The sequence below is a fragment of the Pseudomonas knackmussii B13 genome (assembly GCF_000689415.1).
GTDB classification, from domain to species: Bacteria; Pseudomonadota; Gammaproteobacteria; order Pseudomonadales; family Pseudomonadaceae; genus Pseudomonas; species Pseudomonas knackmussii.
This window is the reverse complement of sequence record NZ_HG322950.1, coordinates 81,829-94,306: the sequence shown is the minus strand read 5'-3', so window position 1 is coordinate 94,306 and position 12,478 is coordinate 81,829. Positions and strand designations below refer to the sequence as shown.

Sequence of the window (12,478 nt, the reverse complement as noted above, 5' to 3'; positions counted from 1 at the left end):
GTTCCTCTGCGCTTGAAGCTGCGTGCAGTTGTTGGCGTCCGCGATCAGGCCGCGGCTTCGTCGACCAGCGCCATCTCGCGGCTGGTCATGAGTTTTTCGATGTCCACCAGGATCAGCATCCGTTCGCCCGCGGTGGCCAGGCCGAGCAGGTATTCGGTGTCGAAGCTGGAGCCGAATTCCGGCGGCGGCTTCACCTCTTCGGCGGCCAGGGCGATCACGTCCGACACCGAGTCGACCACCGCGCCGACGATGCGCCGGCCGACGTTGAGGATGATGACCACGGTGAACTGGTCGTAGCCGACGTCGGCCAGGTTGAACTTGATGCGCAGGTCGACGATGGGGACTATCGCTCCCCGCAGGTTGATCACGCCCTTGATGAAGGCCGGCGCATTGGCAATCGCGGTGACCTGGTCGTAGCCGCGGATCTCCTGCACGCGGAGGATGTCGATGGCGTACTCCTCGCGGCCCAGGGTGAAGGTCAGGTACTCCTGCGCCAGGCTGCCCGCCTGGTGCGCTTCAACTGTGCTCATGCAGGTTCTCTCCTCGCGCCGCCAGGCGCGGCAAGGCATCGACATCGAGGATCAGGGCGACGCTGCCGTCGCCCATGATGGTGGCGCCGGTGATGCCGTCGATCCGGCGGAAATTCTGTTCCAGGCTCTTGATAACCACCTGCTGCTGGCCGACCAGCTCGTCCACCTGCAGGGCGAAGCTGCGCCCCTCGGACTCGAGGATGACGACGATGGCGCGCTCCGGCGGCAGCACTTCGCCGCCGATGTGCAGCAGGTCCTGCAGGGAGAACAGCGGCAGGTACTCGCCGCGCACGCGGATCACCGCGGAGTCCTCGCCGGCCATGCCGCGCACGTCGTCGGCGCGGGCCTGCAGCGACTCGACGATGTAGGTCAGCGGGATCACGTAGTTCACGTCCGCCACCGCGACGATCAGGCCGTCGAGGATGGCCAGGGTCAGCGGCAGGCGGATGGTCAGGCGGGTGCCCATGCCCGGCGCCGAATCGAGGTCGATGCGACCGCCCATGGCCTGGATGTTGCGCTTCACCACGTCCATGCCGACGCCGCGCCCGGACAGCTCGGTGACCGCCTCGGCGGTGGAGAAGCCGGGCAGGAAGATCAGCTGCCAGACCTCGGCGTCGCTCATGCCGTCATGCACCGGCAGGTTCCTTTCGCGGGCCTTGGCGAGGATGCGCTCGCGCGACAGGCCACGGCCGTCGTCGGATACCTCGACGACGATGCTGCCGCCCTGGTGGCTGGCCGAAAGCTTCACCGAACCGCTGGCCGGCTTGCCTGCCGCCACACGCTCGGCGGGGGTCTCGATGCCGTGGTCGATGCTGTTGCGGACGATGTGCGTGAGCGGGTCGCTGAGCTTCTCGATGACGCTCTTGTCCAGCTCGGTGTGCTCGCCGTGCAGGTGCAGCTCGACCTGCTTGCCCAGGCGCTGCGAGGTGTCGTGCACCAGGCGCGGGAAGCGGCTGAAGATGAAGCTGATCGGCAGCATGCGGATCGACATCACCGATTCCTGCAGGTCGCGGGTGTTGTGCTCGAGCTGCGCCAGGGCCTGCTGCAGGCGCTCGTGGCAGCCCGGGGCGAGGCCTTCGCTGAGCTGGCCGAGCATGGCCTGGGTGATCACCAGCTCGCCGACCAGGTTGATCAGGCTGTCGATCTTCTCGACGCTCACGCGGATCGAACTGGACTCGCCCTCGCCGCGCACCTCGGGCCGCACGGGTGCCGCCTTGGCGGCCACCGGTTTGACGACCGCAGGCGGCGCAGCCACAGGCGCGGCCGGGCTGCCGGGGGCGTCGTCGAAGAAGCCGAAAGCCTCGTCCGCCTGGGCGGTCGGCGCTCCGGGTGCTTCATCGAAGAAGCCGAAGTCCTCTTCCTCTGCCGCAGGAGCGCCAGGGGCCTCGTCGAAGAGGCCGAAGGCGGCGTCCGCCTCCGGGGTGGCGACCGGCTCCTGCAGCCAGGCGCGCAGGCGCTCGACGCAGGCCTGCACCGGCAGGTCGGGATCGGGGCGCTGGTAGCGCTGCACGTCGAGCAGGCGCTGCAGCAGGTCGCGGGTTTCCAGGAAGACCGTGATCATGTCCGGGTGCAGCGCGGTGTGCCCGCAGCGGATCCGGTCGAGCAGGGTTTCCAGCTCGTGGGTGACGGCGGTCAGGTCGTCGAAGCCGAACATGCCGCTGGAGCCCTTGATCGAGTGGGCGGCGCGGAAGATGCCGTTGAGCGTCTCGGCGTCCGGCTGCTCCAGGTCCAGCCCGATCAGCAGCAGCTCGAGGGTGGCGAGGTGCTCATCGGTCTCTTCGAAGAACACCTGGAGGAACTGGCTCATGCCCTGGTTCATGCTTCGTCATCCGTCGGGGCGGCCTGCCGCGAGCGCGTCGCAGCCCTGCTCATGTTCATCTGCCCATCTCCATCAGCGGCGCGGAGGCGCCAAGGGACTGCGCAGGATGGCTCCCGCGCGATCAATGGGGGTTCAGGGGAGGACCTTGCGGGTGACTTCCAGCAGCTTCGGCGGATCGAACGGCTTCACCAGCCAGCCGGTGGCGCCGGCGGTGCGGCCCTGCTGCTTCATCGCGTCGCTGGATTCGGTGGTGAGCATGAGGATCGGCACGCTGCGGTAGCTGCCCATGTCGCGCAGGCTGCGGATCAGCGAAAGGCCGTCCATGTTCGGCATGTTCTGGTCGGTGAACACCAGGTTGTAGGCCTTGCGCTGCGCCTTGCCGAGGCCGTCCTTGCCGTCCACCGCCTCGTCCACCTCGTAGCCGGCGGACTTGAGGGTGAAGCTGAGCATCTGGCGGATCGACGCGGAGTCGTCGACGATCAGGATCTGCTTGCCCATGACTCTCTCCTTGCGGGTTTCCATGTTCCCGGGCGCCTACCCGGTACCGCTCCTGCGTGGGCGGCACAGCCGCCCGATATCACCAAGCCATCAGAAGTGAAGCATCTTGTTACAAGCTGTCCAACGACCGGCGTCAGCAATCCGTCGGAAGCGCTGCCCGCCTGGAATCCGCCTCAGAACAACTCGACTTCGCCGGCGTTCAGCGAGCTCTGCGCCACCGGATTGGCCAACGGACGCTTGAGCTCCTCGAGTTGGCGGTCCAGGCGCTCACGCCACTCCTGCGGCGGCTGCACGCCCAGCGCGCCAAGCGCCGTGGCCAGATCGCCCAGGCGCGCGCCGTGCTTGCCGATCTGCCCGAGCAGCTGGCTGCTCATGTCCTGGAACTGCAGCGCGGTGACAGCGGCATCGACGCCCTGCCCGACTTCAAGGGAAATCCGGTCCAGCTCGTGGATGACCTTCAGCGTATGGCTGTTCATGGCTTCCAGATCGTCGAACATGCGCTGGATCTTCTGTTTCGAATCCAGGGCGAAGGACATGTCCTTCTCGGCCAGTTGGGCGATGGCGCCCTCGGCATCCTTGATCTCCCGGTAGACCACGTCGACGTGCTGGCGGATGGCTTCGGAGAAGTGCGTGGAACGGGTCGAGAGTGCCCGCACCTCATCTGCCACCACGGCGAAACCACGGCCACTCTCGCCGGCCCGCGCGGCCTCGATGGCGGCGTTGAGGGCGAGCAGGTTGGTCTGCTTGGCGATGGCGTCCATGTCCTGGGTCGACTGCAGGATCTCGCTGATCTTGTGCGTCACCCGATCCATGCGCTGCACCAGCTGTTGCGAGGTGCGGCTGGTCTCCAGCGTGGCCTCGACGAACAGCGCCAGGGTGCTTTGGGTGGTCTGCACGAATTCCTGGAAATTGATGGCGTCATCCACATGGCCGCGACCGTCGTAGCGCTCGATCAGCGAATGGGACAGGCCGCGCTGGGTGTCGATGCGCTCGGCGAGGGAATGGAAGCTCGCGGTGAGGCGGCCGATGGCCTGCTGGAGGATGTTGTCGATCTGCCGGACATGGCCGTCGACCGCACCCAGCTGCTCCTGCGCGACGTCCTGCACCTGGCGCCAGCGCGGCAGCTGATTCGGATCGAGCAGCTCCTGACCGCGTTCCTCAGCGGGCGCCGCGTTCGTGGCGAATTAGCCGATGGCCAGGCTACCCAGGCAGCCGAGCAGCAGCAGGGGCCACAGCGGCAGGCCTAGCCACGCGAGCAACGCCACCACGATCCAGGGCAGCGATGCCAGCACCATCGGCAGCAAACGGGAGGGACTCGCACCCGTCCGGGTAGCTGGATCAAGGGGTAGATCACGCATGCTCGACTCTCCACTGCTCAGTTGCAGTCCTTGCCTGAGAAGACCATCGGCGGGCTCGTGGAAAGGTAGAGGAGCAGGAAATGATGTCAATTTGGCGCCATTGCCTCGGCGACTGAGCCAGACCCTTGATATGTCGAGAAAATTTCTACTTGCCGAGGACTCAAGCGGCACTATTCAGCCGACGAATGGTGGTCTTCCTGGCCTGGAATGCTGACGCCGGCGGCGCTCGCAGCGGCACCACCGGTCACTTGTGTTTCAACGACTTAACACTCTTGCCGCAGAGCCGGCATGAAGTCCGCGATCGCGGCCGGCCCTCAGCCGGCTGCAAAAGCCTCGCGCAACTCGCCCAGGCTGGCGAAGTAATGCGCCGGGTTCTCGGCCATCAGCTCTTCGCGGCTGCCGAAGCCGTAGCCGACACCGGCGGCGCGCAAACCATTGCGGTGCGCACCGATCAGGTCGTGCTTGCGGTCGCCGATCATCAGCGTGCGCGTAGGGTCCAGGCCCTCGCAGGCGAGCAGGTGCTCGATCAGCTCGACCTTGTTGGTGCGCGTGCCATCCAGCTCGCTGCCGTAGATCACCTTGAAGTGCCGGGCGAAATCGAAGTGCCGTGCGATCTCGGCGGCGAACACGGTCGGCTTGCTGGTGGCGATATAGAGCGTGCGGCCCTGCCCGCCGAGCAGTTCGAGCAGCTCGCCAACGCCCTCGAAAACGCGGTTCTCGTAGAGCCCGACATCCTTGAAGCGCGCGCGGTAATGGTTCACCGCCTCCCAGGCGCGCGCCTCGTCGAAGTCATAGGAACTCATGAAGCACTGCAGCAGCGGCGGGCCGATGAAATGCTCCAGCTGGCGCAGGTCCGGCTCGTCGATGCCGAGCTGGGCCAGGGCGTACTGGATCGACCGGGTGATGCCCTCGCGCGGGTCGGTGAGGGTGCCGTCGAGGTCGAAGAGGATGTTCTGGTAATGCATCGGGCCAAACTCCGGCAGCGCCTGTGAGCCGGAAAGGATACTTCGCGACACGGCAGCAAGCGACGCGATATCCGACGAGCGCCGAACAACTCAGAAGTTCTACCGGCACGGCGGATTACCCGCCGTGCCGGCTCGGCTCAGAGCGCGCTGACTTCCGGATTGAGACGCTCAACCAGGCGCTTGCTGGCCGGGCCGCCCGCACGAAGCCGCTCCAGGTCAGCAAGACGTACACGCTCGTCCGGCTTGACGTTGAAGGAGATGCCACGGCTCTTGCCGTTAGCCACATCAACGGCAATCTCGCACAGGTCGATCAGCTTGGGCGCCGAATCGCGCAAACCGCTTTCGCAATTCTTGCCGAACGTGCGCAGGGTCTTTTCGAAATACTCGTCACGCTGCTTATCGGCATCACCGGCAGTGGGGTCCAGCGGAGTGCCATAGCGTTTCTGCAATGCAACGCTCCGCTTGACGAGACCATTGTCCTTCAGGCTCAAGCTGACTTCACTCAGCTCTGCACGCCCCATCATGCTTTCCAGATCAGCACCGGTGTCGGCGAGGGAAGCCCCCAGCCACCCCGGGTTCTTGCGCAACTGATCGAGACTGTCCTGCAGACGACGCATACCGCGATTGAAGTCCTTCAGGTTAGCAAGGCCATAGTGGATCTCGACGGAGGCCAGTTCCGGCAGATTGAGGCTGAAGTCCGACTCCAAGGTGCCTTCGTCATCGTTGGCGTCGACGTAAAGCGTCAGATCGAACGGTTTGAGCTCATTGCGTCCGCTGCTGAGCAGCGGACCATAGGCGGCGACGCCCATGCCATATCCGCCGAAGCTGCCGTACTGCCGCATCAAGCCAAGCAGCTTCGGCGAAGCCGAAACACCTTCGATCTTGATGCGCGCTCGGGTGCGGTTGTTTTCGTCGATCAACTCGGAGAGCTGCACGCGATTTGCGCGCAACTCCAGGTCGCTGCCGGCCGCCGCGCTGAATTCGACACCCTTGATGGTTACGGTGCCGCCCAGAGGCGAGGCGCTGACCGACTCCCAGCTCAGGCTGTCGCCGAGGTTCTGATCGTAGACCCAGTCCTCCAGCTTCTTCTGCGCCAGCTTGCTGCTGTACGCGCCGAGCCCGAAGTAACCGGCAACAGCCAGCACCACGAGACCTGCCGGGATCAGTACTTTCTTCTGCATCATTCTGCCTCCCCTTGATCCACAACCCGGTCCGGCCAGGCCTGCTTGATGGTTTCCCTGGCGCCTTCAGGGGTCCACTGATCGTCGCCCACCTGTTGCCGCACCAGCTTTAGCGGGTCTCGCAGATCGGTGCAGCCCTCTTCGCCGCAGGGCTGCAAACTGCTCGCCGCGATCAGGGTCAATGGCAGATCGTCCTTGTCGCGTTTTTCGCTGTCGAGGCTGACTTTGCCCTTGACCAGGAACCATCCCTTTTCTGGACTCTTACTCGCGTCATCGGCACTGAGTAGAGCTTCGTAGGGGTAGTCCACCTTCCAGCCTTCGTCGCTCTTGCCGCTAATGCGCACGATCTGGCTCAGATTCGCGTTTCCGCCAGTCACCAGGCTCGCGTATCCGCTGCCACCAACAGCTGAGTAGCTGACATCGCTGAGAATGCGCGAGTAGAGCTCTCGGGGGTTCTTAGCCTCCTTGCGTAACTCGCCGTAGAGGCGCAGTTGCTGCTCGGCCTGGTAGCCCAGTTGTTCGCGCTTGAGTTGCTCCTCACGCTGACGTTGAGCCTCGAGCTCGCGCTGCTGCCTGGCAGCCTTGGCCTCGGCATCGAACAGCCAGTTGTGCGCGTACTGGGGGTTGAAATCCCACGCCTTGCTGCTCCAACCCCGGTCGGCGCTGACTTCGTACAGCCACTGGTCGCGGTCACCCTTCAGCATGCCGTTGGGCAGGTCGCGGACGGCGTAGAACCTCACGCTGCTGGTCTTCGGCAGTGCCTTGTCGAGCTTGCTCAGGCCATAGAGCAGGCTACTGCGGATGCTCTCGATCTTGCGGAACAGATCGAGATTGTCGGTCAGCGCGATCAGCGGCTGGTTATCCAAATCCCAACGACCATCCCAACCGGCGTCGGCCCGCACCAGATAGTGCACACGGGTACTGGGCTCGCTGAACAACAGCAGGTAGGCGTTGTGGTTCCCGTCGAAGGCGACGATGGGAAGCGGGGGCACCTCGCGGTTGAATGGAATGCCGCGATGGAATCCACCGCGATAACTGCCAATTTCAACACCATCGGAGCGCATCAGCGTCAGCTGCCCGGTGCCACTGGCATAACCGTCTGGGCCGCAGGTCACGCCACTGGACTGGGCGCTGAGGTACTGCGAATTGCCATCGAGCTTGCGCGTGATTCGGAAACGACAGCCGCTCTGGTCCTGTACCTGGACGAAGAAATCGGTTGCCTTGAGTACCTCGTCCTCCAATGGGGGCTTCCAGCCGTTGACGGCGAAGTCGCTAGGCATGCCATTCGCGGACGCCTGCTCGGCGACCGGAGCCGGAGGCACGGGTGCGACCACAGCTGCCGGCGAGGCAGGCGCCAGCGCTTCGGGCTTGACGATAGGCGCCGGGGCCGCAGGGGCGGCCTCGGGAGCCGGCGTGGCGGCGGCGCCAACCGGAGCGCTAGCGGCGACCGTCGGGGCTGGCTGCTTCAGAACTGCGGCCCAGCCAGTGGCCTTGCTGGCACTGCCGCTGGCAGAACCGGCGCCATTACTATCGACACTCTTCCAGGTCAGTGAGGTGGCGCTGGGGCATTGGCCGTTCAGCAACCCACCAAGCTTGGGCATCAGCCGATCAACCGACGGCTGCGCCGGTTTGGCAGCGAAAACGAAACGTAGCTCCAACTGCTGGCTGCACCAAGGCTGTCCTGCCGGATGATCGACAAAGACTTCGACGTTCTCGGCCTTCGAGTAGGCCAGGCGGTAACTCTCAGCCTGCGCCGCCCCGGAGAGGGCGAGAAGGCTTAGCGTGATAGCCAATTTTTTCATCGATAGCGCTCCGTCAGATCAGTTCCCAGGCGCCATCGCCAGCCTGGCAGGCCTTGACGGTTTGCTGCTCGTGGCTGCCTTGGGCATCAATGTCGTAATTGACGGTACGGCAAGTGGTCTGCGCAGCCATGGTTTCCTGCACTGGGACGGCGTCCAGATCGAAGCCATCTGCCTTGGCTTTCTTGTCGTCCAGGGCGTCCAGGTCAGTCGCCGGAGCCACGGAGGCGACGTTAGTTGTGCCAGCCGAAGGCACGGCAGGCGCGACGGCGCTCACTGGAGCGGTAAGCGGCGCGTAGATATAGCCGACGGTCACACCACGACGGCCGACCACGATCCAGTTATTGTCGGTCCGGCCCATGGCCATGAAGGTCGCATTGGCCTGCAAGCCACCGACTTTCTCTGCGGAATCGCTTGGCGCATTTCGCAGATTGGCAGACTTCAGGGTACGGAAAGGCTTGTTGAGGACGGTCATGTTCGACACCGTCTGTACCTTTGGCAGGCGTTTGACGGTGACCTGGCGCGACTCGGTTTGGGTCTTGACCGGAGTGATCTGCGCAGTAGCGCCGCTGTGACTGGAGGTCCAGGTAGTGGCCTGGCCATCGCCGCTGGCATTGAGCACTTGCTGGGTCTGCAAGGCCAGGGCTTGGCGGTCGTTTTCGTCCATCTTCGCGCCAATCGTCTTGCCCAAGGCGCCGCCGGCCAGTGCGCCGATCAGCATGGCAGCGGTGCGACCTTTACCCTGGCCGACCTGACTACCGATCAACACCCCAGCGGTCGCGCCGACCAGCGTGCCAATGTTCTCCTTGTTCACCCACTCGTTGTCCGACATGTTTGCGCAGCCGGACGAAAAACCGATGGTAGCCACGAGTACGGAAATGCTGGCCTTGCGTGCAAACCCCATTGCGAAAATCTCCTTGGACCGAAAAGAAGGCTCCAGGAGCTGCAGAGTGCAGAAGGCACGACTTGGGTCTACCAATGCTTCACTTCCCTGGAGGCACGGCGGATTAGACATCACCAAGTGATGGCAAAACAATATCTTTTTGACGTCAAATCATTGGAATGCTCTCGATAAACGCCATTATTTAGCCATCCAAATAGTGGCGCAACGACCGAGCCCCTTGCGTTGATTGGAACCGTCGCGGAACCGATGCTGTGGTTCACCCATCACCGAGATGCCCCACCAAACCTCATTTGGCTCGCCTGCACGTATTGAGCGGAACGCTTACGGCTTAAGGGCTACAGCCAAAGAGTCCCCTCACTCGCCATAGCCCTCGGCGATGTGCTGGTCCTTGAGCTTCACGTAGTTGCCGGCCGTGTAGGCGAAGAACGAGCGCTCCTTGTCGGTCAGCGGGCGGGCTTTCTTCGCTGGGCTGCCGACGTAGAGGAAGCCGCTTTCCAGCACCTTGCCCGGCGGCACCAGGCTGCCGGCGCCGAGGATGACTTCGTCCTCGATCACCGCTCCGTCCATGACGATGCAGCCCATGCCCACCAGGATGCGGTTGCCGATGGTGCAACCGTGCAGCAGCACCTTGTGGCCGACGGTGACTTCGTCGCCGATGGTCAGCGGGAAGCCGTCCGGGTTGAAGGGGCCGGCGTGGGTGATGTGCAGCACGCTGCCGTCCTGGATGCTGGTACGGCTGCCTATGCGGATGCGGTGCATGTCGCCGCGTACGGTGACCAGCGGCCATACGGAGCTGTCGGCGCCGATCTCGATGTCGCCGATGAGCACGGCGCTGGGGTCGACGAAGACGCGCTCGCCGAGGGATGGCGTTTTGCCCTGGTAGGTGCGAATGGTCACGATAGCTTTCCTTCAGCTGCGGATGACAGCGATTGTATTTAAGATGGCCGGGTGTTTCCTCAAGCCAAGGTTGCCACCGTGAGCGCGAACCCCCTTCTGCAGTCCTACGACCTGCCGCCCTTCTCCGCCATCCGCCCCGAGCACGTGAAGCCGGCCATCGAGCAGATCCTCGCCGACAATCGTGCGGCCATTGCGCGCATCCTCGCCGAACAGGGCGCGAACCCGAGCTGGAGCGGCCTGGTGCTGGCCATCGACGAGCTGCACGCGCGCCTGGGCGCGGCCTGGAGCCCGGTCAGCCACCTCAATGCCGTGTGCAACAGCGCCGAGCTGCGCGAAGCCTATGAAGGCTGCCTGCCGCTGCTGTCGGCCTACTGGACCGAACTGGGCCAGAACCGCGAGCTGTTCAAGGCCTACGAAGGGCTCTCCGCCAGCCCCGCCGCGGCCAGCTTCGACGTGGCACAGAAGACCATCCTCGAACACGCCCTGCGCGACTTCCGCCTGTCCGGCATCGACCTGCCGGCCGACCAGCAGCAGCGCTACGCCGAAATCCAGGCGCGCCTGTCGGAACTGGGCAGCCGCTTCTCCAACCAGCTGCTCGACGCCACCCAGGCCTGGACCAAGCACGTCACCGACGAGGACGCGCTGGCCGGCCTGACCGACTCGGCCAAGGCGCAGATGAAGCAGGCCGCCGAAGCCAAGGGCCTGGACGGCTGGCTGATCAGCCTGGAATTCCCCAGCTACTACGCGGTGATGACCTACGCCGACGACCGCGCCCTGCGCGAAGAGGTGTACGCCGCCTACTGCACCCGCGCCTCCGACCAGGGGCCGAACGCCGGGCAGAACGACAACGGTCCGGTGATGCAGGAAATCCTCGACCTGCGCCAGGAGCTGGCTCGTCTGCTGGGCTTCGCCAATTTCTCCGAGCTGTCGCTGGCGACCAAGATGGCCGAGACGCCGGAGCAGGTGCTGAGCTTCCTGCGCGACCTCGCCGTGCGCAGCAAGCCGTTTGCCCAGAAGGACCTGGAGCAGCTCCAGGCCTACGCCGCCGAGCAAGGCTGCAAGCCGCTGCAGAGCTGGGATTCCGGCTACTTCGGCGAGAAGCTGCGCGAAGCGCGCTACAGCGTTTCGCAGGAAACCCTGCGCGCCTACTTCCCTGTGGATAAAGTGCTCTCCGGGCTGTTCGCCATCGTGCAGAAGCTCTACGGCATCCAGATCCGCGAGCTGCACGACTTCGAGCGCTGGCACCCGGACGTGCGCCTGTTCGAGATCGAGGAAAACGGCCAGCACGTCGGCCGCTTCTACTTCGACCTCTACGCCCGCGCCAACAAGCGCGGCGGCGCCTGGATGGACGGCGCCCGCGACCGTCGCCGCGACGCCAGCGGACAGATGATCGCCCCGGTGGCCTACCTGGTGTGCAACTTCACCCCGGCGGTCGGCGGCAAGCCGGCGCTGCTGACCCACGACGAAGTCACCACCCTGTTCCACGAGTTCGGCCACGGCCTGCACCACCTGCTGACCCGCGTCGAGCACGTCGGCGCCTCGGGCATCAACGGCGTTGCCTGGGACGCGGTGGAGCTGCCGAGCCAGTTCATGGAGAACTGGTGCTGGGAGCCCGAAGGCCTGGCGCTGATCTCCGGCCACTACGAGAGCGGCGAGCCGCTGCCGCAGGACCTGCTGGAGAAGATGCTGGCGGCGAAGAACTTCCAGTCCGGCCTGATGATGGTGCGCCAGCTGGAGTTCTCGCTGTTCGACTTCGAGCTGCACGTCACCCACGGCGACGGCCGTAGCGTGCTCGACGTGCTGGAAGGCGTGCGCGACGAAGTCGCGGTGATGCGCCCACCGAAGTTCAACCGCTTCGCCAACAGCTTCGCGCACATCTTCGCCGGCGGTTACGCGGCCGGTTACTACAGCTACAAGTGGGCCGAAGTGCTGTCCGCCGACGCCTTCTCGCGCTTCGAGGAAGAAGGCGTGTTCAACCCGCAGACCGGCAACGCCTTCCGCGAGGCGATCCTGGCCAAGGGCGGCTCCCAGGAGCCGATGGAACTGTTCGTCGCCTTCCGCGGCCGAGAGCCCTCCATCGATGCCCTGCTGCGCCACTCCGGGCTGACCGAGGAGGCCGCGTGATGAGCGAGATCAAGAAGCGCTTCATCGCCGGAGCGGTGTGCCCCGCGTGCAGCGCCGAAGACAAGATCGTGATGTGGGACGAAGAAGGTGTGCCGCACCGCGAATGCGTGGCCTGCGGCTATGCCGACACGCTCAACGCCCAGGGCCAGTCGGTGCCCAAGGAGCTGACCACGCGGGTCAACGTCAGCGGCCTGAAGAAGCCGGCTGATCCCAAGGTGCAGGGCGTGCAGTTCTTCCCCAATCCGAAGCTGAAGAAGCCGTAAGGCTGATTCCCTCTCCCGCAAGCGGGAGAGGGGGCTGTTCGGCGTGATCGGAACGGCCGACGTCATCCTGTAGGAGCGGATTCATCCGCGAAAATCCCCGCACCTATATCCCGTGTAGGAGCGCGCCATGCGCGCGAATC

11 protein-coding genes are annotated in these 12,478 nt (G+C 64.7%); 2 read left to right on the top strand and 9 right to left on the bottom strand.

Annotated features, from left to right (window positions below; genetic code table 11):
* Positions 1–44 precede the first annotated feature (44 nt).
* The 9 genes from PKB_RS00465 to PKB_RS00425 all read right to left on the bottom strand — a co-directional run bounded on the left by PKB_RS00465 (position 45) and on the right by PKB_RS00425 (position 9,951).
* Positions 45–530, bottom strand: a complete 486-nt coding sequence (locus tag PKB_RS00465; protein ID WP_043248102.1) for a chemotaxis protein CheW — start codon at positions 528–530, stop codon at positions 45–47.
* On the bottom strand, positions 517–2,349 hold the full coding sequence (locus tag PKB_RS00460; protein WP_043248101.1) for a chemotaxis protein CheA: 1,833 nt from the start codon (positions 2,347–2,349) through the stop codon (positions 517–519). Before PKB_RS00460 ends, PKB_RS00465 begins: the two co-directional genes overlap by 14 nt.
* Before the next feature lie 132 nt (positions 2,350–2,481).
* A complete protein-coding gene (locus PKB_RS00455) occupies positions 2,482–2,847 on the bottom strand; it encodes a response regulator (RefSeq protein WP_043248100.1) in 366 nt (121 codons plus the stop codon).
* 173 nt (positions 2,848–3,020) lie between these two features.
* On the bottom strand, positions 3,021–3,650 hold the full coding sequence (locus PKB_RS30440) for a methyl-accepting chemotaxis protein (RefSeq protein ID WP_422613543.1): 630 nt from the start codon (positions 3,648–3,650) through the stop codon (positions 3,021–3,023).
* A gap of 869 nt (positions 3,651–4,519) precedes the next feature.
* Entirely contained in the window at positions 4,520–5,170 is a 651-nt protein-coding gene (locus PKB_RS00445) for an HAD family hydrolase (RefSeq protein ID WP_043248098.1), read from the bottom strand.
* A gap of 137 nt (positions 5,171–5,307) precedes the next feature.
* Complete coding sequence (locus PKB_RS00440) at positions 5,308–6,354, bottom strand: hypothetical protein (RefSeq protein WP_043248096.1); 1,047 nt, start codon at positions 6,352–6,354, stop codon at positions 5,308–5,310.
* Positions 6,351–8,153: a hypothetical protein gene (locus tag PKB_RS00435; RefSeq protein ID WP_156957966.1), complete on the bottom strand. Its 1,803-nt coding sequence runs from the start codon at positions 8,151–8,153 to the stop codon at positions 6,351–6,353. The genes PKB_RS00440 and PKB_RS00435 overlap by 4 nt, the downstream gene beginning before the upstream one ends.
* 13 nt (positions 8,154–8,166) lie before the next feature.
* Positions 8,167–9,054 carry a glycine zipper 2TM domain-containing protein gene (locus tag PKB_RS00430; protein ID WP_043248092.1) on the bottom strand — a complete coding sequence of 296 codons (888 nt, stop codon included), beginning with the start codon at positions 9,052–9,054 and terminating at the stop codon, positions 8,167–8,169.
* Between the two features lie 354 nt (positions 9,055–9,408).
* Positions 9,409–9,951: a gamma carbonic anhydrase family protein gene (locus PKB_RS00425; RefSeq protein ID WP_043248091.1), complete on the bottom strand. Its 543-nt coding sequence runs from the start codon at positions 9,949–9,951 to the stop codon at positions 9,409–9,411.
* A gap of 78 nt (positions 9,952–10,029) precedes the next feature.
* On the opposite strand from PKB_RS00425, the gene prlC reads away from it, so the two are divergent.
* Together prlC and PKB_RS00415 are read left to right on the top strand one after the other, a co-directional pair.
* Positions 10,030–12,075: an oligopeptidase A gene (gene prlC, locus PKB_RS00420; RefSeq protein WP_156957965.1), complete on the top strand. Its 2,046-nt coding sequence runs from the start codon at positions 10,030–10,032 to the stop codon at positions 12,073–12,075.
* Entirely contained in the window at positions 12,075–12,338 is a 264-nt protein-coding gene (locus PKB_RS00415; RefSeq protein ID WP_043248088.1) for a YheV family putative zinc ribbon protein, read from the top strand. Before prlC ends, PKB_RS00415 begins: the two co-directional genes overlap by 1 nt.
* Positions 12,339–12,478 lie beyond the last annotated feature (140 nt).